Genomic DNA, 19,411 nt, shown 5'->3' with positions numbered 1-19,411 from the left:
GATGGTACTGCAGGGGGGACCCTGTGGGAGAGTAGGACGCCGCCGAACAAATTGTGAGTGGGAAGCCCCGCACCGTATGGTGCGGGGCTTTCCGCGTTTCCGGACACTTTGCGGACGCTTTTCGACGGGATGTCTGACCGGTGAGTCAGCGTGGCCGTGTGGCCAGGTCACCCGGAAGGGTGGCCGGGACGCCGGAGCCGCCGGCAAGTGACGCGTGTGGAGGGTGAATTGCTTGTGGCCAGGGGGAGGGGCTGCTGCGATGCTGGGCCGATGGGTTATCTGATCAGGCGGGTGAAGGCGGACGAGTGGAAGCGGCTCAGGGAGCTGAGGCTGGCGGCACTGGCCGACCCGGCCGCGCGTATCGCGTTCAACGAGTCCTTCGAGAAGGTCGCGGCGTACCCCGACGAGGTGTGGCAGCGGCGGGCCGGCAGGAGTGACGAGGACCGGGACCCGGTGACGTTCATCGGTGAGGCGCCCGACGGCGGTTGGGGCGGCATGGTGGTCGTACTCGTCGAGAAGGAGGGGGCGACCGAGCGGGGCGGTGAGGCGCCGTGGGCGCACATCGTCGGCGTGTACGTACGTCCGGAGCACCGCGGCACGGGCCTGGCGCGTGAGCTGTTCGCGGCGGCGGTGCAGTGGGCGTGGAGCCGCTCGGAGCCGGCGGTGGAGCGCGTACGGCTGTGGGTGCACGAGGAGAACGCGCGGGCCGCGGCGCTCTACCGGTCGCTGGGCTTCGTCGAGACCGGCCGTACGATGGCCGATCCGATGGACGGCTCGGCCATCGAGCGGGAAATGGCGTTGGAGCGGGCGTAGCGGCGGTCAGGCCGGTAGTGGCCGGTGCGGCCAGCGGGCGCGGGCCTGTTCCTCGGAGCGCAGCGTGGCCAGGACCAACAGCCCCTGCCCGGCACCGGTTTCGAGGAGGCCGGGTAGCGCGGGGAACGGCGCGAGCGCCGCGATGTCGTCCAGGACGAGCGTGAGTGGTGGGTCGAGCCGACCGTCAGATGACCGTTCGGCCATGCGGCGGCCGCGCTCGACCACGTTGGAGAGGAGTGCGGTGAGCAGCGGCATCGCACCCGGAGTGGTTCGCGGATCCTCGATGGATTCCCCTACCACGTAGAGCGTTCCCCCTTCGTCGATGAAAGATTCGAGAAGAAGGGCATCGGATCGTGCCGGATTGCAGGCGTCCCGGATGTGGATCGAGGACAGGGACGCCAGGGTGCGGGAGACCAGCTCCTGAGCCATTTCGCGGCGTTCCGCGTGTGCGGTCAGTACGGACTCCAGCTCGCCCGCCTGCCCCGCGGAGGACTTCGGGTTCGTCCGCAGGATGCGTACGGGCTCCTGCGCGGCGCCGCTCGCGTGCGCCCAGCGGTGCAGCTGGCGGAAGGGCCGGCCGTCCACGGCGGCGGCGTGCAGCCAGCAGCGCAGCAGGGTCGTGGCGGCGTCCGCCACCGCCGAGTCGAGGCTGCTGGAGGGGCGTACGGGCGCGAGCAGCGCGGCCGCGCGGGCGGCGGCGGTACCGATGTCCTCGCAGCCCGACGTGGGCGACCAGCGCATCCGGGCCGGGGTGTCCAGGAGGTGCTGCGGGTCGTAGGTCAGCAGCGGGCCCAGCTTGGCGCGGGCGTCCTTGGTGTCGGACCAGAGGGCGGGGTCGGTGGTGGCGACGACGAGGGGGCCCTCGGCGGAGGTGATGGCGGCCGCGGCGAGGGTGCCGGCGTGGCGGCGGTCGGTGCCGTAGTGGACGCGAGGGCCGAGGCCGGGAGGTGCGGGTGGCGCCGGCGCGGGGATGGTGGCGGGGGCGGCCGGGGCGGCTGTTTCGTGCGTACCGGGGGCGGCCCCGGCAGGCGCGGTATCCGTGGCGGCCGGAGACGGATATGGCGCCGGAGCCACGGGTGCCGGATTGGGCGGTGGTACGGAGGCGGTGGCTGCCGCGGGAGCCGCCTGCGATGTGGGGGCCGCTGACGGGCCGTCCGCGGGCGCCGTGGCCGCCGCCGCGCTCGGTTCCCCGGCCCGGGCCTTCCGGTTGGCGCGTACGACCCGGTAGCGGGCGATCGTTCCCATGGCGAAGACCGTGAGGACCACCAGCACCAGCAGTTCGCTGATGACGATGCCCCAGAACAGTCCGTATCCGGAGAGTTGTCCTGCGGGGGTGTCCGGCCAGGCGGCGGGGAGGTCGTGTGGGGCGCCTATGAGGCTGCGCAGGGCCAGCGGCGTACGGGGGAAGGTCACGCCGTCCGGCCAGGCGCCGTGTGCGAAGAGGCCGGCCAGGCCGGTCGCCGTCCACGTCAGCACCGTCAGGCTGAGGAGGAAGACGAGCACGCCTATCAGGAGCGAGTCGGGGACGCCCCGGCCCCGGCCGCCGGCCTGGCCGTCCGTACCGCCGTGTCCCTGCCCGTCGCCGTATCCCCGCGTCACGCCACCGTCTCGCTCGACTCGTCCCGGAACTGCCGCTGCATCGCCAGCTCTTCGGCCCGCCGTTCGGCCTCCGCGTCGGCCGCGCGGCCGATCGCGAGCGCTTCGTTCGTCAGCATCGTGGCGGAGCTCTCGGTCATCGCCCGGTCGGTGTAGACCAGCGGCCGTTCCGCCTCGGTGATCAGGTGTTTGACGACCTGGACGTTGCCGTTGACGTCCCACACCGCGATGCCGGGCGTGAGCGTCGGGATGATCTCGACCGCCCAGCGCGGCAGGCCGAGGACCGCGCCGGTGGCCCGGGCCTCGTCGGTCTTCTGCGCGTAGATCGTGCGGGTGGAGGCCATCTTCAGGATCGCCGCGGCTTCCTTGGCGGCCGCGCCGTCGACCACGTCGCTGAGGTGGTGGACGACGGCGACGAAGGACAGGCCGAGGCGCCGCCCGAACTTCAGCAGCCGCTGGAAGAGCTGCGCCACGAAAGGCGAGTTGATGATGTGCCAGGCCTCCTCGACGAGGAAGATCCGTTTCTTCCTGTCGGGGCGGATCCAGGTGTGTTCCAGCCACACGCCGACGATGGCCATCAGGATCGGCATCGCGATCGAGTTGCGGTCGATGTGCGAGAGGTCGAAGACGATGAGCGGCGCGTCGAGGTCGATGCCGGCGGTGGTCGGGCCGTCGAACATGCCCCGCAGGTCGCCGTCGACGAGCCGGTCGAGCACCAGCGCCACGTCCAGGCCCCAGGCCCGTACGTCGTCTATGTCGACGTTCATCGCCTCCGCCGACTCCTCCTCCGGGTGGCGCAGCTGCTCGACGATGTCGGTCAGTACGGGCTGGCGGTTGGTGATCGTCTCGTTGACGTACGCGTGTGCCACCTTGAGGGCGAAGCCGGAGCGCTCGTCCAGGCCGCGCCCCATGGCGACCTCGATGATCGTGCGGAGCAGGGCCAGCTGGCCGGTCGTGGTGATCGAGGGGTCGAGGGGGTTGAGGCGGATGCCGCCGTTGAGGGCGGCGGTGGGGTCCAGGCGGATGGGGGTGATGCCCAGTTGCTCGGCGATGAGGTTCCACTCGCCGACGCCGTCCTCGCCCTGCGCGTCCAGGACGACGACCTGCCGGTCGCGGAACCGCAGCTGCCGCAGCACGTACGTCTTCTCCAGCGCCGACTTGCCGTTGCCGGACTCGCCGAGGACGAGCCAGTGCGGGGCGGGCAGCTGCTGGCCGTACAGCTGGAAGGGGTCGTAGATGTAGCCCTTGCCGCTGTAGACCTCGCGGCCGATGATCACGCCGGAGTCGCCCAGGCCCGGTGCGGCGGTCGGCAGGTAGACGGCCTGGGCCTGGCCGGTGGAGGTCCGTACCGGAAGCCGCGTCGTCTCCACCTTCCCGAACAGGAAACTGGTGAACGCCTCGGTGAGCGCTGCGAGCGGATCGAGCATGGCCATGACGTACGCGCCTCCCAGCGGCTTAGCGGCGGATCCCGGTCGCGAACGGCAGCGTGTTGACGAAGGCCCGGTGGTGTTCCCGGTCGCACCACTCCAGCTTGAGGTAACTCTTGCCCGCCGAGGCGCGGATGGTGCGCTTGTCGCGGGCCAGTGCCTCGGGGGAGCGGGAGGAGACGGTGATGTAGCCGACGAGGTTGACGCCCGCCGCGCCCGAGGCCAGGTCCTCGCCGCGCTGGTCCACGCGGCCGTGGTGGGCCACGTCGCGCGGGTCGACCACCCGGTTCATCTTGGCGGCCCGGCTGGCCTCCGCGTCGTCGTTCGTCTTCTCCGTCAGCATCCGCTCGATCGCGATCTCCGTGGGCTCCAGGTCCATGCAGACCGCCACCGTACGGATGACGTCGGGAGTGTGCACAAGCAACGGTGCCAGGAAGTTGACGCCGACCGGGGTCAGCGGCCACTCCTTGATCCACGCCGTGGAGTGGCACCACGGCGCGCGGGTGGCCGACTCGCGGGTCTTGGCCTGGAGGTATGTCGGCTCCATGGCGTCCAGCTCGGCCGGCCAGGCGTTGCGCTTGGTCATCGCCTGGATGTGGTCGATCGGGTGGTCCGGGTCGTACATGGAGTGCACCAGGGAGGACAGCCGGCTCTGCCCCAGCGGCTGGCGGACCCGGATGTCGGCCTCGGCCAGCCGCGCGCAGATGTCGGTCAGCTCGCGCGCCATGACGACGGCGAGCCCAGCGTCCCGGTCCAGCTTCTTGCGGATCAGGCCGCCGCGGTGCATCTGGGCGGCGCGCGCCATCGTGTGGGCCTCGGCAGCCAGTTCGCGGGTGTAGTGCATGCACGCGACGAGGTAGGCGCGGTGCTGCTCGGAGGAGGTGGAGACCATCGACTGGAGTTGGTCGTAGGAGTCCTGGAGCCAGTCGGGGGAGTCCGGGTTTCCGCGCTGGGCGACGTCCTTGGCGTGCGCGTCCGGGTCGGCGGGGAGCGTACGGGCCAGCATCTGGAGGCGGGTGACGAAGCCGTCCCCGTTGGCGACGTGCTTCAGCAGCGTGCCGAACCGTTCGACCAGCGCCTCCTGGTCCTCGCTGTCGCGCAGCCCGACGCCCGGGCCCTCGATCTCGATGGCGGCGGTGACCGTACGGCGGTCGGCGTGCAGCAGGACGGCGATCTCGTCCGGGCCGAACGGCGCGGACAGCCAGCCGATGCGCCCGATGCCGGGCGGTGGGCCGATCTCGACCTCCCGGCCGTCCAGGCGGACACCGGCCTCGGTGGCGCCGGAGCGGTACGCCGTGCCCCGGCGGAGCGTACGCCGGTAGCTGCGGTTGATCTCGAACCACTTGTAGAACGTACGGCCGCGGTACGGGAAATAGACAGCGGCGATCGCCAGCAGCGGGAAACCGGTCAGAGTGATGATCCGCAGGGACAGCACCGGCACCAGCAGGCCGCACACCATGCCGACGAACGCGCCCGCGATGATCAACGCGATCTCGCCGGTCTCACGGTTCTTGCCGACGATGGCGTTCGGGCGGGCGCGGCCGATCAGATAGGTACGGCGGGGCGTGATCGGGTGGGACTGGGCCGTCAACGCCCGTCACCTCCTGGAGTCTTGCCGGAACGGGCGTTGTCTGACGAGCCCGAACCCGGGCCGGAGGACGGATACGAACGGGACGCGGGCGAGGCGGGCGCCGGGACGCGGCCGCCGGAGCCGCCACCGCGGCTGCCGTGGGCGGCCACACCGCCGGACACCGCGTCCGCGGGCCGGGCCTGGCCGCCGCCCTGCTCCTGCCCGCCGCCCCCGCCGGACCTGCGGGAACTGTGCGTCTTGATGCCCTGGGACACCAGCGCCGCGGGCGAGGAGATCACGGCAGCGGCCTGCGAGCCCTCGGTGGCCTGCTTCTTGTTCGTACGGGCCGAGGCCAGCTCGTCGCCGAAGCCGGGGACGAAACGGTAGATCACCGCGCTCGCGAAGATGGCGAGCAGAATGATCGCGAGGCCCGAGACGACGGCCGAGAAGGCGTTCGGCCCGCCACCGGCCGTCAGCGCGCCGGCGACGCCCAGCACGACCACGATGACCGGCTTCACCAGGATCACAGCGATCATGATGCCCGCCCAGCGCCGGACGTGCCCCCACATGTTCTTGTCGACCAGCCCCGCGTAGACGACCGTACCGAGCAGCGCGCCCACATAGAGCAGTGCCGCCCTGATCACCAGCTCCAGCCACAGCACACCGGCGGCCAGCACCGAGACGAGCGAGACCACGATCAGCATGATCGGCCCGCCGCCGATGTCCGTGTCCTTCTTCAACGCCGCCGAGAACGCGCCGAAGAACGTATCGGTCTGCGCGCCGGTGCCCTTGGCGATGATCTCGGTGATGCCGTCGGTCGCGGACACGACGGTGTACAGGATCAGCGGCGTGAAAGCGGAAGCCAGCACGGTCAGCCACAGAAACCCGACCGCCTCGCTGATCGCCTCCGTCAGCCGCACGCCACGCACGGCCCGCTTGGCGACGGCGAGCAGCCACAGCACGAGCGTCAGCACGGTCGAGGCGGCGAAGACGACGGCGTACTGCTTCAGGAACGCGGCATTGGTGAAGTCGACCTGCGACGTCGCCTTAACGGCCTCGGAGAGCTTGTCGACAATCCAGGCAGCGGCGTTGGCACACCCCTTGGCGAGGGAGGTGAGGGGGTCGAGGGGGTTGTTGTCGGTGAGACCACCGGGGGATTTGGGGGCGGAGGCGCCGTCAGCATCCTTCTGGCAGTAGTCCTTCGCCGAGCCGATCAGCAGGTCACAGGGGTCATTGCTCTTGCTCGGCGACGGCGACGGCGATGAGGACGGAGAAGCGGGCGGTGGTGTCGGAGCCGCCGCGGCTCGGGCGGCGAGCATGAAGACCGCGGTCTGGATGCCCGCCCAAGCGGACACGACCCACAGGGCTCGGTGCCGTGGGCGGTGCGGACTACCTGGCATACGTGAACCCTCCGTAATCCTTGACCGCCTTGCTGATCTCTCCCGCACCGGCAGCCGGAACGTCCCCGGCGACCGGCGCGGGGCCGCTCTTCTGCGCGTCGTCGGTGATCTTCCAGTCGCCGCCCGACCAGGACAGCTCGAACGTCCAGGTCTGCCAGTCCGTACGGACCGGGTCGGTGGAGCCGGGACCGGCCATGCCGATCAGCCCCGTGTACCAGACTGCGACCTTGGCCTTGTCGTCGCCGAACTGCTCGACCTTCGTGCCGACGGGGATCGTGCGCGAGATGAAGGACATGCCCTTGGGGGCGTTGCCGGCCGCATCGAGGCCCAGTTTGCGCAAGAAGTCTGCCGAGTACGCTTTGTCCTGCGAGCCCTTGAGGCGGGCCGCCGCGTCCGTCGTGTAGACCCGGTCCACTATGGCGTGCCGGCTGTCAGCCTTGAACATTCCCTCGGAACCCAGCGCCACCGAGTAATTCGCCGCCGCCGACTGCGCCCCCTGTTCCGTTTTTGCGAAGCCTGTCGCGATGCCGCCGTTCTTGCCCGTGACCGGCTTGGTGCCGGTGGGGGCGGTCGCCTGGGTGTCGGTGTCCTTCGCGGCGCCGTCGGCGCCGCTCGGCTCGCCGCCGCCCCGGTTCGCGAAGGCGATGGCCGCGATCAGGAGGACGACCACGCCGACGACCGTGACCAGGTTCCGGCTGGAGAAGCCCGTTCGGGGGCGGCGGCCGGCCCCGTAGGTGTCGCCGCCGTCCGGGAGTGTGGTGCGGGTCTGGCCGCCCGTGTCCGGGCCGCCGGGTTCGCCACCGCCGTACCCACCGCCATCGCTGAGACTCATCGCGCCTGTGCCCCCTCAACCGACATAGCCGTCACTGCCGTCGTTTTGCCGCCCGTATATGACCGTAGCCGCGCGGGCAGCGGCTCGGGCGCAGTGGTACGAGTACATCTCACCGTGACGGGACCTCAGGTGCTGGGCGGGAGAGGCGAATGGGGGACGTGGCGGCATCTGCGACCGCCCCGTTTGCCGCGTCCGCCGCTCCGTCCCCGCCAAGCCCATGTGTCCCCATCCGGCGGGCGGCCCAATCAGCCCGTCGCGGGGCGGAGTGGCGTAAAGCGGAGGCTGGGCTGTCGGGGTGAGCGGGCATCAGCTGGTGCTCTCGTGCGGTGGGGGTGGGGCTGCTGGGGAGGCGAGGTGTGCAGGGGGCGGCTGGGGCCGTGCCGCCGTGCTCGGCGGAGGTGATGGGAGCACGGCGGTGCCGGTGTGCGGCGGGCGGGGCTGGAGGGATGGGCCCGGCGGGGGCGGCGCGGGCGCCGGCGCGGCGTGTGCGCCCGCGCGGGCCGGGCGGGCTACACCGCCATTCCGTACACGATCGTGAACAGCGTGCCCAGTGAGCCGATGATGAAGACGCCGGTCAGTCCGGCGACGATGAGGCCCTTGCCCTGCTCGGCGCTGAACGTGTCGCGGAGTGCGGTGGCGCCGATGCGCTGCTTGGCCGCGCCCCAGATCGCGATGCCGAGGCACAGCAGAATCGCTACTGCCATGACTACTTCGATCATCACGCGGGCTTCGTTGCCCAGGGTCCCGAACGGGCCCCAGTCCGGGGCGATTCCGCCAATGATGGTGGTGATGTCGCCCTTTTCGGCCGCCAAGTGCATGAATGAACTCACCGCCCCTTTTGGGTAGTTGTGCCCCCGTGCCGCATGGCACGAGCCAGCACCTATCTTCGCTGACAAAACCGCCATGAGATGTCGACTTGGCGGCTTTCTTTGACGGATCTCGTGGGGATCGCGTGCGCACGGGGGTGAGCGGTGCCCCGGGAGTCCGTCGTCGTCACCGTGTGTACCACGTACGGTTACGCCGGGCAATAATCGTTAAAGTCCCACGAAGTGGTCGAACTCGCCGGCCTTCACACCGAGCACGAACGCGTCCCACTTCGTACGCGTCGTGGTGACGACGTTGTCGGGCTCGATGTTCGTCCGCAGGTAGACGTGGTCGTCGTCCCCGAAGGCGACCTCGATGTACTCGGGCGCGCTCTCGTCGTCCGTGGCCTTCTGCCAGTTGAGGTTTTCAGGGGGAGTGGGGGCGGGGGCGGGGGTGGTCGGCATGGGTTCCTCCGTCGGGCCCGGTAGCCGGGCGATGGCCTCGTGCACTCACTCGTACGCGGAGGACTTTACGGCCCGGAGGAACGCGGCCCAGGCGTGGCGGGTGGCGTGGGCGACCTCCCCGGGCCGGTCGCTCTCGCGGTAGAGGACCGGGCCGTCCGGGCTCGCGGCCACCTCTACGCAGTCGTCTTGTGGGTGCGCACTGTATGAGGACTTGCGCCAGACGAGCTGCGGCATGGCGGTTCCTTACTACATCGTGTACATGAGGTGGTGGATCAAGGTCAGGGAATCCCGGCCCTCATGAGACTCGGGCCTGGTCTCGGGGTCAATACGCGACAGAGCCAGTTCGGACAGCTTGGCGAAGATCGTGGAGTACTTGTCGACGTACTGCCGGTCGTGGAGCAGGGCCGGGCCGAGCGGCTGTTCCAGGCGTACGGTGTCGAGTTCCGGAGCCGGGCCGCTGAACAGGGAGAACAGTCGGCTATACGCGGCGAAGCCGCCTGCGGTGAAGGGAAACACCTGGATGGTCACGTGAGGCAGGCGCGCGACCTCGATCAGCCTGCGCAACTGCTTGCGCATGATGCCCGCGCTGCCGACCAGCGTGTGCAGCGCGCTCTCGTGAATCACCGCGTGGTACGGCGTGCCCGACTCCGGCCCGATGATGTGCTGGCGTGCGATGCGGAAGTCAACGTAGCGGTCGATGGCCTCGTTGCGGTCTGATCCCTCGGCCATGACGCACAGCGCGCGGGCGTAATCGGCGGTCTGCAGCATGCCCGGTACGACTGATGTCTCGTGCATACGGATGGCGGTGGAGCGCGCTTCCAGTTCCGCCAGATCCAGGGCCCGTCTGCCCATGACGTCCCGGTACTCGTCCCACCATCCCTTCCCTCGGTCGTGGGCCATCGCCATCAGTGCCTCGAACAGCGGCCCCTCGGCGCAGCCGTAGGAGCGCAGAAGGTTGTAGAGACCGTTGCGGGGGACGTCGACCCGTCCGCTTTCGATGTGGCTCACGCGCTGGCGGTCGGCGTCGATCAGGGCGGCGGCTTGGTCGCCGGAGAGGCCCGCGGCGAGCCGGAGCTTGCGCAGTTCGGCGCCGATGCGCCGCTGGCGCTCGGTGGGCTGGGTTCTGGGAGCCATGGGTTCCTCCTCGGTGTCCGCCGCAGTCTGACGCGGCCTCAGGGGGAGGAGCCACGGATGAGGAGGGCTGCCACTCGTCCGAGGGAGTTTCCAGGGTCTCGGTTGCAACTGCCTCAACCTCGTCCCTAGCTTCGACGGCACAAGCCCACCCCGCGCCCCTCTGGCGCGGCCCGGCACCGTGACCGCAGGAGGCCACGCCATGTGTCCCAGCACCCAGGCCGCGCACCGGCCGCACACGTTCTGTGACTTCTCGCTCGTCTTTCCGCCTGATCCGGGCTGGGTCCGTACGGCCAGGGACGCGGTCGGTACGGCGTTGCGCTCGGCGGGGCGGGGCGGGATGGCTGACACCGCGCTGCTGTTGACGTCCGAGGTGGTGACGAACGCCGTCCATGCCTGCCGTAGCAGCGGGTGTGCGGAGCCGGTGACGGTGTACGGGGAGTGGCCCGAACCGGCGACGCTGCGGGTGCTGGTGCACGACGGGGCGCCGGGGCTGCCGGTGCGGCAGTGGTCGCGGGGGGACTCGGTGGGGGATTCGGTCGGCGGGCGGGGGCTGTACCTGGTCGGGGTGTGCGCCGACGAGTGGGGCGTGTGCCGGCACGGGCCGGGGCGCGGGAAGTCGGTGTGGTTCGAGTTGGGGGAGTGAGCCGGGCGTACCGGGCCGGGGTGGCCGTGTGGTGAGGTACATGCCGGAAACGCCGGTGAAACGGGCCCGAATGGGGGAGGGTTGGGGGGTGCGCAAATACTGGGTGGCCGGTGGGCTCGGGGTCGGGCTGGTGCTCTGTTTTCTCGCGCTGCTCGTGGTGGGCACGTACACGGCCGCCGCGGGTCTGGCCGGCGGGGCGGGCCGGGCGGTCGGGCTGGCGAAGGGGGCCGTACCGGCTTCGTACCAGCCGCTGGTGCAGAAGTGGGGCAACCTTTGTTCCGCCATCAACCCCGCGCTGCTTGCCGCGCAGCTCTATCAGGAGAGTGGCTGGAACCCCCGGGCGCAGAGTGCCGCGGCGGCGCAGGGGATAGCCCAGTTCATTCCCGGCACGTGGGCGTCGCACGGGATCGACGGGAACGGGGACGGCAAGAGGGATGTCTGGGACCCGGCGGACGCGATCCCGTCGGCGGCGTCGTACGACTGCGAGCTGGCGAAGTACGTGAAGGACGTGCCGGGGAACCCGACGCACAACATGCTGGCCGCGTACAACGCGGGCGCGTACCGGGTCATCAAGGCCGGCGGGGTGCCGGCGATCAGTGAGACCCGGAACTACGTGAAGATCATCACGACCCTCGCCAAGAGCTTCGAGGCGCCGGTGGGCCGGGTGGCGCCGTCCCGGCAGGCCGCCTCCGCCATCTATTACGCCCAGGAGCAGCTGGGCAAGCCGTACCTGTGGGGCGGGAACGGTACGCCGGAGCAGGACGGGCGGTTCGACTGTTCGGGGCTGACGAAGGCCGCGTACCACTCGGTGGGGATCGAGCTGCCGCGCGTCGCCAACGACCAGTGGAACGCCGGGCCGCATCCCCAGCGGAACGAGTTGCTCCCCGGGGACCTGGTGTTCTTCGCGAACGATCTGACCGATCCGCGGTCGATCCACCACGTGGGGATCTACGTGGGTGGCGGGTACATGATCAATGCGCCGTACACGGGCGCGGTGATCCGGTTCGACAAGATCGACTCGCCGGACTACATCGGTGCGACACGCGTCACCGAAGATGGCGCGAAAGCGCTGCCCAGCGCGAACCCTGCGTGAACATAGTGCCCTGAACTGCGGACACGAGTCACTCTTCGATAACGTCCTGGTGATCATCCGGTGGAGTACGGAACGGCTCCGGCGGGCATGGCGTTTCCTTGGCGTGGAGACATGGCGGGGCCGTGAGGATTCGGCCACGCCCGACGACCACGGGGGTTGGCAGCACTCACACGGCGCTCGCGCGCGCGAAAGGTAAGGGGCCGCGGCAGATGGCTGGACTCGCAATGGACGGGTCGAACCCCGATGTGGACGTGCTCGACGGCATCAACGGCCTCGCGAAGGACGCGCCGCACTGGCTCAACCGCGCCATGGAGTACGCCGGCGAGTACGGCATCATCGCCGCGCTCGCCGTGCTCTGCCTGATCGCCTGGTGGGGCGCGCGGAAGCGGCCGGACGCGCCGGCCGCGGTGGCGGGCCTGGTCTGGGCGCCGCTGGCCGCGGGCGTCGCGCTGCTGGCCAACTTCCCGATCCGGGCGATCGTGGAGCGGCCCAGGCCGTTCAAGGACCACGCGGGGCTGGCGGTCCTGGTCCCGGGCAAGACCGACTTCTCGTTCGTGAGCGATCACGCGACGCTGACCATGGCGGTCGGCGTGGGCCTGTTCATCGCCCACCGGAAGTACGGGCTGATCGGGATCGGGCTGGCCCTGCTGGAAGGGTTCTGCCGGGTCTACATGGGCGTGCACTACCCGACGGACGTCATCGGCGGCTTCGCGCTGGGCACGGCCGTGGCGCTGCTGCTGGCGCCGGTGGCCCAGGCGGGGCTGATCCCGGCCGCGACGGCGGTCGGGCGCTCGTCCGGCTGGTGGCTCGTACGGGTCGGCGGACCCGCGGGCCGCGCCGTCTCCGAACCGGTGACGGCCGTGCCGGTGTCCCGCACGGAGCGCGACGAGGACCTGGCGGCGTGACCGGCCACCGGTAGCCGGGGCACGGCAGCAGCGAGCGCCGGGGGAGAACCGGGCGGCCGGAAGGGGCCGCGGTTCTCCCCCGGCGCATGTCCGGGCGCCGCCGGCTGTTGCGGCTGCTACAGCGCCTGCGGGAACGTCCTGAACAGCCCGTTCGGGTCGTACTGCTGCTTGAGCTTCGTGAGGCGGCCGACGGCGGGCCCGTAGTAGGACTTCTTCCAGTCGGTCAGGGCCGGGTCCGTGTAGTTCTGGTACGCCGCGCCCGAGGCGTAGCGCCGCATCGCGCCGTGGATGCTCGTCAGCCAGGCGCTCTGCGCGGAGCTGGTGCCGCCCGCCTTCCAGGAGGCGAGGTACTGGGCGAGGAAGCGGGAGCGCCGGTGCACGAAGGCGGTGTCCGTGGGGCCGACCCGGTTGATCGCACCGCCCAGCGCGGTCAGTGACGCGTTGCCCGCGACGCCCTTGCGGCTCGCGGCCTCGATCTGGCCCAGGAGGGCGCGCATGCCGGCGGCGTCGAGCGAGCGGTCGTAGAAGTCGGAGCGGGCGGCGTAGGTCTCGCGGGCGAGTTTGCCCGAGGCGCTGCGCCCGGGGACGGAGCCCGGCAGGTGGCACTGCTCGGTGGTCTTCGAGGAGCAGCCCGCGTACGACTCCATCGCGTCGAGGTACGAGGTCGGGGTGAGCCGCACCGTCTTCGCGGGGCCGGGGCCGCCCGCGCGGTCGGCCAGCTTGTCGACGGCGTTCTGGAGATCGCCGTAGGAGCCGAGGGAGAAGGCGGCGACGGAGACGGTCGGTGTGCCGCCGGGGTGGGCGTCCAGGTGCAGGGACGACCATATTTCGTCGGGCTGGGTGGGGCCCCATTCCTGCCAGGAGCGCAGCACGGCGGTGGCCTTGCTCCAGGGCCACGACAGGTAGGCCATGACCGAGCGGGGGGCCGCGTGCGTGCGGAAGCGGAGTTCGGTGACGACGCCGAAGTTCGCGTTGCCGGCGCCGCGCAGTGCCCAGAAGAGGTCGCTGTTGCGCTTGGCGTCGCACTCGACGGTCTTGCCGTCGGCGGTGACGAGGGTGGCGCCGACGAGGCTGTCGCAGGTCAGGCCGTACGCGCGGGAGGCGACGCCGTGGCCGCCGCCGAGGGTGAGGCCGGAGATGCCGACGGTGGGGCAGGAGCCGCCGGGGATGGTGGCGTTGTGCTTGCCCAGGCCCTCGTAGACCTCGATGAGCTTGGCGCCGGCGCCGATGCGGGTGCTGCCGCCGGACGGCGCGGAGACCTGGTTCAGGGCGGACACGTCGACGATGAGCTTGCCGTTGCCGCTGGACCAACCGGCATATGAATGACCCCCGTTGCGTATCGCGACGGGGGCGTTGTAGCGGCGGGCGAAGGAGAGGCACTCGGCTATGTCGGCCGGGTGGCGCACGTACGCGACGGCCGCGGGCCTCAGGTTGTCGTAGCGGGTGTTGTAGAGGCGCCGGGCGGTGTCGTACGAGGCTTCGCCGGCGCGGATGAGCTTGCCGTCGAGGCTTTTGCGCAGTGCGTCCCAAGATGCCTTGTCGGCCGGGGGTTTGCCGGTTTGCGAGGCGGCGTTCAGGCCCACGCCGCCGGACGCCGTGCCGGAGCCCGGGGGGTTGGCGTGGCCGGAGTTGCTGCCGCAGGCGGTGGTCCAGGCGGCGGTGGCCGTGAGTCCGCCGCCGGCCGCCAGTATCGTGCGCCGCTTCATTGTGAACTGCCCCTTTTGGAGCCCTTTGGGGCCCTCGAACCGTGGATTGACTTCCCCCTATCCAGATGGGATGGGGGCCGGGGGAGGTTCCAGGGGCATGCTGACGGGCTCCGGGGCGGGCCCCGGGGCGGGAGGGTGCGGCGGGCCTGTGCGCGCGCCGGGTGCGCGGTTCCCGGTCAGCCCGCCGGGTGGTGTTTCTCCGCGTCCGTACGGGCCTGGGAGCGGGCCCGCCGGGCCGGTCCGCGCCAGCCGCAGGAGCAGTGGGCGAGGCAGAAGGACCCGCGTTCGGTGGTGGTGGTCCGGTGTTCGGGCGGCCCCGAAGGCTGCCGTGTCGGCTCTTGGGAGGCTCGGTCGCGCACACGGCCACGCTACGCGCCCAGGGTGTACGGGCGTGACGAAGCGCCCTGAACGGTCGTTGAACGAAACGGGTCGTGTTGGTCCGGGACATCCGGAACATCCCGGTCCGCAACTTCACGAGCAGAGCGGCCGAGGGGGCTCGTACGCGATGGTGGTGCAGGACAGACGAGGCGGCGCTGTCGCGGCCGTCGCGTGCGGGGTGGGCCTGGCGGTCGGACTGCTCACGACGGGCTGCTCCTCGAACGGGGCGGCGGCCGACGACCACGCCTCGGCCGGCCGCTTCGCAGACGGCCCGGTGGGCGGGTCGGCGGCCGGGCTGCCCTTCACCGACCCGGCCCGCCCGCCGGGCGCCCGGCAGCCCCCAGGGGCGCGGCCCTCCGCCGCCGGCTCCTCGGGCGGTCGTACGGACTACGCCGCAGCGCTGCGCGACAGCGCCGACGCGCTGGTCAGGGCCGGCTCCTCCCGGGTGCGCACGGACCTGGAGACCGCCAGCGGCGGCACCAGGGTCGCCATCAAGGGCGCGGGCGGGCACGACTACCGCAGGCGGACCGGGCAGCTGAGCGTGCAGCTCCCGGACACCGGCGACGGGCGGAGCGCGCACCGCACCATCACCGAGATCCTCACGCCCGGCGCGCTCTACATGAAGAACCGCGGGGCGGGCGTCCCGGCCGGCAAGTGGGTGCGGGTGGACACCGTCTCGCTGGCGGACGGCAATCTGGTCACCGGCGGCGCGACCGACCCGATGGCCGCCGCCGAACTGCTGCGCGGCGTGCGGGAGGTGTCGTACGAGGGCAGGGAGCGGCTCGACGGCGTCCCGGTCCGGCACTTCAGCGGTACGACGGACCTCGGGGCGGCGGCGCGGGCGGCGTCCGCCGCGTACCGGCCCGCGCTGACCGCGGCGGAGAAAGGCTTCACCACCGACGTGGTGCCGTTCGACGCGTACCTGGACGACGCGGGGCGGCTGCGCAAGGTGCGCCAGCGCTTCCGCTTCGCCAACGGCACGACGGGCGGTACGTCGGTGACCTCCACCACCACGCTGTACGGGTTCGGGGCGCCGGTCCCGGTCCGTCTGCCGGACGAGCGGGACATCTACACGGGCAAGGTCGCGGCCACGGACGGCTGAGGCCCGCGGCCCGCGGGCCGCGGCAGGGAGGGGGAGCCGTGTCCGAGGCACGTGACCACGGCCCGTGCGAACTGGCGGAAATGGTCCATCCGTGCCATGCGCGGAGCGTGCGCCGGTACCTACTCTGGGCGGTAACCACCAGAGAGTGGGGAGGCGCTCGAAGGAGGAGGTGTTGTACGTGGCCGGACACCGCAACGCTACCGTTCAGGACCACGTAGCCCTCGTCGAGATCGACCTGACTGGTGAGTTGATGATCGCGGCGGCCGCCGCGAGCGAGGATCGGCTCAGCTCGGACCGTATCGACGAGGTGCTGGACGTGGACGCGGACCGGGTGCGACCGGACCCGGGGCCCGGGAATTGCAGGTGACAGGGCGGCGGCGCCGGGCGTGGCGGTGCGCGGCACCCGCGCGTCCGGCGGTCGCTCTCAGGTGCGCAGCATCCGCTCGATCGCCCTGGTGGCTTCCTTGACCTTCTCGTCGATGGCCTCGGGGCCCTTGACGGCGGCATCGGCGACGCAGTGCCGCAGGTGCTCCTCCAGGAGCTGGAGGCCGAAGGACTGCAGGCCCTTCGTGCTCGCCGAGACCTGGGTGAGTATGTCGATGCAGTACACATCTTCTTCCAGCATGCGCTGGAGGCCGCGGATCTGGCCCTCGATCCGGCGCAGCCTCTTGATGTGCGCGTCCTTCTGCTTCGCGTAACCGTGGATGCCCAGATCGTGATCGGTGACGGCGTCCGGGTTGCCCTGGGGGCCGGTTTCCGGGGCCCCGGTGTGGCAGGCCGCGGCGGCTGCGGTGGTGCCGTTGGTGTCGGCGTCCGTGGTCGTCATGGCCATCTCCCGTGATACGTAGGCGTTTCATATACCCCTAGTGGGTATATGGTACAGAAATTTGCCGGCTCGGGCGGTACCCCGTGCAGAGCATGCTGCCCGATGGGCGACACTGAATGAATGCCGGTTAGCTGTGGCTGGATGATGCGCCTAGCATCATCTCGACCGAATCCGATGCACCCCGAGGATTTCACGTGCGCTTTCGTCTGACCCCCAGGGAGACGAGCTTCTACGACATGTTCGCCGCGTCCGCGGACAACATCGTCACGGGCTCCAAGCTCCTGATGGAACTGCTCGGGGCGGACGCCTCCGCGCGGACAGAGATCGCCGAGAGGATGCGGGCGGCGGAGCACGCGGGGGACGACGCGACCCACGCGATCTTCCACCAGCTGAACTCCTCGTTCATCACGCCGTTCGACCGCGAGGACATCTACAACCTCGCCTCGAAGCTCGACGACATCATGGACTTCATGGAGGAGGCCGTCGACCTGGTCGTCCTCTACAGCATCGAGGAGCTGCCCAAGGGTGTCGAGCAGCAGATCGAGGTCCTGGCGCGGGCGGCGGAACTGACCGCCGAGGCCATGCCCAACCTGCGGACGATGTCCAACCTCACCGAGTACTGGATCGAGGTCAACCGCCTGGAGAACCAGGCCGACCAGATCCACCGCAAGCTGCTCGCGCACCTGTTCAACGGCAAGTACGACGCCATCGAGGTGCTCAAGCTCAAGCAGATCGTGGACATCCTGGAAGAGGCGGCCGACGCCTTCGAGCATGTCGCCAATACGGTCGAGACGATCGCCGTCAAGGAGTCCTGACCTCCGGTGGACACCTTCGCGCTCATCGTGACCATCGGGGTCGCGCTCGGTTTTACGTACACGAACGGCTTCCACGACTCCGCGAACGCCATCGCGACCTCGGTCTCCACGCGGGCCCTGACCCCGCGGGCGGCGCTCGCGATGGCCGCGGTGATGAACCTCGCCGGCGCCTTCCTGGGCAGCGGGGTCGCCAAGACGGTCAGTGAGGGGCTGATCTCCACGCCCGAAGGGTCCAAGGGGATGGGCATCCTCTTCGCCGCCCTGGTCGGCGCGGTGGTCTGGAACCTGGTGACCTGGTACTTCGGGCTGCCGTCCTCGTCCTCGCACGCGCTCTTCGGCGGCATGGTGGGCGCGGCGCTGGCGGGCGGTACGACCGTCTACTGGTCGGGCGTCATCGAGAAGGTCGTCGTCCCGATGTTCCTCTCGCCCCTGATCGGCCTGGTCCTCGGCTATCTCGTGATGGTCGTGATCATGTGGCTGTTCCGGAAGTCCAACCCGCACAAGGCGAAGCGGGGCTTCCGCATAGCGCAGACGGTCTCGGCGGCCGGCATGGCGCTCGGGCACGGCCTGCAGGACGCCCAGAAGACCATGGGCATCGTGGTGATGGCGCTGGTCATCGCGGATGTGCAGACCGCGGGCGACGCCATCCCGGTCTGGGTGAAGATCGCCTGTGCGCTGACCCTGTCGCTGGGCACGTACGCGGGCGGCTGGCGCATCATGCGGACGCTCGGCCGGCGGATCATCGAGCTGGACCCGCCGCAGGGCTTCGCGGCCGAGACGACCGCGGCGTCCGTCATGTACACCGCCTCGTTCATGTTCCACGCGCCGATCTCCACCACCCACGTGATCACCTCGGCGATCATGGGTGTGGGCTCGACGAAGGGCACCCGGGCGGTGCGCTGGGGCGTCGCCAAGAACATCGTCATGGGCTGGTTCATCACCATGCCCGCCGGCGCGGCGGTGGCCGCCCTGAGCTACTGGTGCGTCCACCTCGTGTTCGCGTGACGGGTGCGGCTCACGGGCCGCGCGTACTTGTGGGCCCGCCCTCCGGCACCGGAGGGCGGGCCCTCGTCCTTGCGGTGGCACCGCCATGCAGCACCGCAGGACGCGAAGGGCAGGCGCTCAGCCGAAGCGGCCGGAGATGTAGTCCTCCGTGGCCTGGACCGACGGGTTGGAGAAGATCCGCTCGGTCTCGTCGATCTCGACCAGCTTGCCGGGCTGTCCGACCGCCGCCAGGTTGAAGAAGGCCGTACGGTCCGAGACGCGCGCCGCCTGCTGCATGTTGTGCGTCACGATGACGATGGTGAAGCGCTCCTTCAGCTCGCCGATCAGGTCCTCGATGGCGAGGGTGGAGATCGGGTCGAGCGCCGAGCAGGGCTCGTCCATCAGCAGGACCTGCGGCTCGACCGCGATGGCGCGGGCGATGCACAACCGTTGCTGCTGGCCGCCGGACAGGCCGGAGCCCGGCTTGTTGAGCCGGTCCTTGACCTCGTTCCAGAGGTTGGCGCCCTTGAGGGACTTCTCCACGATCGCGCTCAGCTCGGACTTCTTGTACGAGCCGTTCAGGCGCAGGCCCGCCGCGACGTTGTCGAAGATCGACATGGTGGGGAACGGGTTCGGGCGCTGGAAGACCATGCCGATGGTGCGGCGTACCGCCACCGGGTCCACGCCGCTGCCGTACAGGTTCTCGTCGTCCAGCAGCACCTTGCCCTCGACGCGGCCGCCGGGGGTGACCTCGTGCATCCGGTTCAGGGTGCGCAGGAACGTCGACTTGCCGCAGCCGGAGGGGCCGATGAAGGCGGTCACCGAGCGGGGCTCGACGGTCATGGAGATGTCGTCGATGGCCTTGTGGCTGCCGTAGTAGGCGGAGAGGCCGCTGACGTCGATTCGCTTGGCCATGGAA

21 protein-coding genes are annotated in these 19,411 nt (G+C 70.5%); 8 read left to right on the top strand and 13 right to left on the bottom strand.

Going from position 1 to position 19,411, the window contains the following annotated elements:
• Positions 1–270 precede the first annotated feature (270 nt).
• Positions 271–813, top strand: coding sequence for a GNAT family N-acetyltransferase (locus ACH4K4_RS31760; RefSeq protein WP_398172014.1), 543 nt, complete (start codon positions 271–273; stop codon positions 811–813).
• A gap of 6 nt (positions 814–819) precedes the next feature.
• Here ACH4K4_RS31760 and ACH4K4_RS31755 read toward each other — a convergent pair whose 3' ends face one another.
• The 9 genes from ACH4K4_RS31755 to ACH4K4_RS31715 all read right to left on the bottom strand — a co-directional run bounded on the left by ACH4K4_RS31755 (position 820) and on the right by ACH4K4_RS31715 (position 10,040).
• Positions 820–2,412 carry a type IV secretory system conjugative DNA transfer family protein gene (locus ACH4K4_RS31755; RefSeq protein ID WP_398172012.1) on the bottom strand — a complete coding sequence of 531 codons (1,593 nt, stop codon included), beginning with the start codon at positions 2,410–2,412 and terminating at the stop codon, positions 820–822.
• Positions 2,409–3,836 (bottom strand): ATP-binding protein, encoded by a 1,428-nt coding sequence (locus ACH4K4_RS31750; RefSeq protein ID WP_398172028.1) that lies wholly within the window; start codon positions 3,834–3,836, stop codon positions 2,409–2,411. The genes ACH4K4_RS31755 and ACH4K4_RS31750 overlap by 4 nt, the downstream gene beginning before the upstream one ends.
• 28 nt (positions 3,837–3,864) lie before the next feature.
• Complete coding sequence (locus ACH4K4_RS31745; RefSeq protein WP_398172010.1) at positions 3,865–5,427, bottom strand: SCO6880 family protein; 1,563 nt, start codon at positions 5,425–5,427, stop codon at positions 3,865–3,867.
• On the bottom strand, positions 5,424–6,806 hold the full coding sequence (locus ACH4K4_RS31740) for a hypothetical protein (protein WP_398172008.1): 1,383 nt from the start codon (positions 6,804–6,806) through the stop codon (positions 5,424–5,426). Before ACH4K4_RS31740 ends, ACH4K4_RS31745 begins: the two co-directional genes overlap by 4 nt.
• Entirely contained in the window at positions 6,796–7,638 is an 843-nt protein-coding gene (locus tag ACH4K4_RS31735) for a hypothetical protein (RefSeq protein ID WP_398172006.1), read from the bottom strand. Before ACH4K4_RS31735 ends, ACH4K4_RS31740 begins: the two co-directional genes overlap by 11 nt.
• 509 nt (positions 7,639–8,147) lie before the next feature.
• Positions 8,148–8,456 (bottom strand): hypothetical protein, encoded by a 309-nt coding sequence (locus tag ACH4K4_RS31730; protein WP_030021086.1) that lies wholly within the window; start codon positions 8,454–8,456, stop codon positions 8,148–8,150.
• Positions 8,457–8,672: 216 nt separating this feature from the next.
• Positions 8,673–8,906: a DUF397 domain-containing protein gene (locus ACH4K4_RS31725; RefSeq protein ID WP_398172004.1), complete on the bottom strand. Its 234-nt coding sequence runs from the start codon at positions 8,904–8,906 to the stop codon at positions 8,673–8,675.
• 45 nt (positions 8,907–8,951) lie between these two features.
• Positions 8,952–9,140: a DUF397 domain-containing protein gene (locus tag ACH4K4_RS31720; protein ID WP_398172002.1), complete on the bottom strand. Its 189-nt coding sequence runs from the start codon at positions 9,138–9,140 to the stop codon at positions 8,952–8,954.
• 12 nt (positions 9,141–9,152) lie between these two features.
• Positions 9,153–10,040, bottom strand: a complete 888-nt coding sequence (locus tag ACH4K4_RS31715; protein ID WP_398172000.1) for a helix-turn-helix domain-containing protein — start codon at positions 10,038–10,040, stop codon at positions 9,153–9,155.
• 199 nt (positions 10,041–10,239) lie between these two features.
• Between ACH4K4_RS31715 and ACH4K4_RS31710 the strand changes: the two genes are divergently transcribed.
• The 3 genes from ACH4K4_RS31710 (at position 10,240) to ACH4K4_RS31700 (ending at position 12,681) form a co-directional block, all read left to right on the top strand.
• Positions 10,240–10,683 carry an ATP-binding protein gene (locus tag ACH4K4_RS31710; RefSeq protein ID WP_398171998.1) on the top strand — a complete coding sequence of 148 codons (444 nt, stop codon included), beginning with the start codon at positions 10,240–10,242 and terminating at the stop codon, positions 10,681–10,683.
• Between the two features lie 88 nt (positions 10,684–10,771).
• On the top strand, positions 10,772–11,776 hold the full coding sequence (locus ACH4K4_RS31705) for an NlpC/P60 family protein (protein WP_398171996.1): 1,005 nt from the start codon (positions 10,772–10,774) through the stop codon (positions 11,774–11,776).
• A 209-nt stretch (positions 11,777–11,985) separates the two neighbouring features.
• Entirely contained in the window at positions 11,986–12,681 is a 696-nt protein-coding gene (locus ACH4K4_RS31700; RefSeq protein ID WP_398171994.1) for a phosphatase PAP2 family protein, read from the top strand.
• A gap of 116 nt (positions 12,682–12,797) precedes the next feature.
• Here ACH4K4_RS31700 and ACH4K4_RS31695 read toward each other — a convergent pair whose 3' ends face one another.
• Both ACH4K4_RS31695 and ACH4K4_RS31690 read right to left on the bottom strand, forming a co-directional pair.
• Positions 12,798–14,387, bottom strand: coding sequence for an FAD-binding oxidoreductase (locus tag ACH4K4_RS31695; RefSeq protein ID WP_398171992.1), 1,590 nt, complete (start codon positions 14,385–14,387; stop codon positions 12,798–12,800).
• A gap of 176 nt (positions 14,388–14,563) precedes the next feature.
• Positions 14,564–14,746 (bottom strand): hypothetical protein, encoded by a 183-nt coding sequence (locus ACH4K4_RS31690; protein WP_398171990.1) that lies wholly within the window; start codon positions 14,744–14,746, stop codon positions 14,564–14,566.
• A 146-nt stretch (positions 14,747–14,892) separates the two neighbouring features.
• Here ACH4K4_RS31690 and ACH4K4_RS31685 point away from each other — a divergent pair, with 146 nt between their 5' ends.
• Both ACH4K4_RS31685 and ACH4K4_RS31680 read left to right on the top strand, forming a co-directional pair.
• Positions 14,893–15,867, top strand: a complete 975-nt coding sequence (locus ACH4K4_RS31685; protein WP_398171988.1) for a hypothetical protein — start codon at positions 14,893–14,895, stop codon at positions 15,865–15,867.
• Between the two features lie 172 nt (positions 15,868–16,039).
• The gene (locus ACH4K4_RS31680) at positions 16,040–16,234 is read left to right on the top strand and encodes a hypothetical protein (RefSeq protein WP_398171986.1); all 195 of its coding nucleotides are present in this window, start codon (positions 16,040–16,042) and stop codon (positions 16,232–16,234) included.
• Positions 16,235–16,291: 57 nt separating this feature from the next.
• Here the strand turns inward: ACH4K4_RS31680 and ACH4K4_RS31675 are convergent, their stop codons facing one another.
• Positions 16,292–16,693 carry a metal-sensitive transcriptional regulator gene (locus tag ACH4K4_RS31675; protein WP_398171984.1) on the bottom strand — a complete coding sequence of 134 codons (402 nt, stop codon included), beginning with the start codon at positions 16,691–16,693 and terminating at the stop codon, positions 16,292–16,294.
• Positions 16,694–16,887: 194 nt separating this feature from the next.
• Between ACH4K4_RS31675 and ACH4K4_RS31670 the strand changes: the two genes are divergently transcribed.
• Both ACH4K4_RS31670 and ACH4K4_RS31665 read left to right on the top strand, forming a co-directional pair.
• The gene (locus ACH4K4_RS31670; protein ID WP_003983068.1) at positions 16,888–17,508 is read left to right on the top strand and encodes a DUF47 domain-containing protein; all 621 of its coding nucleotides are present in this window, start codon (positions 16,888–16,890) and stop codon (positions 17,506–17,508) included.
• Positions 17,509–17,514: 6 nt separating this feature from the next.
• Positions 17,515–18,513 carry an anion permease gene (locus ACH4K4_RS31665; RefSeq protein ID WP_398171982.1) on the top strand — a complete coding sequence of 333 codons (999 nt, stop codon included), beginning with the start codon at positions 17,515–17,517 and terminating at the stop codon, positions 18,511–18,513.
• Between the two features lie 117 nt (positions 18,514–18,630).
• Here the strand turns inward: ACH4K4_RS31665 and pstB are convergent, their stop codons facing one another.
• Positions 18,631–19,407 carry a phosphate ABC transporter ATP-binding protein PstB gene (gene pstB, locus ACH4K4_RS31660; protein ID WP_398171980.1) on the bottom strand — a complete coding sequence of 259 codons (777 nt, stop codon included), beginning with the start codon at positions 19,405–19,407 and terminating at the stop codon, positions 18,631–18,633.
• Between the last annotated feature and the right edge of the window lie 4 nt (positions 19,408–19,411).

Source organism: Streptomyces sp. NPDC017529 (assembly GCF_044329785.1).
In the GTDB taxonomy this organism is placed as follows: Bacteria; Actinomycetota; Actinomycetes; order Streptomycetales; family Streptomycetaceae; genus Streptomyces.
The sequence above is the reverse complement of the archived record's forward strand: the minus strand, read 5'-3'. Positions and strand labels throughout refer to the sequence as shown.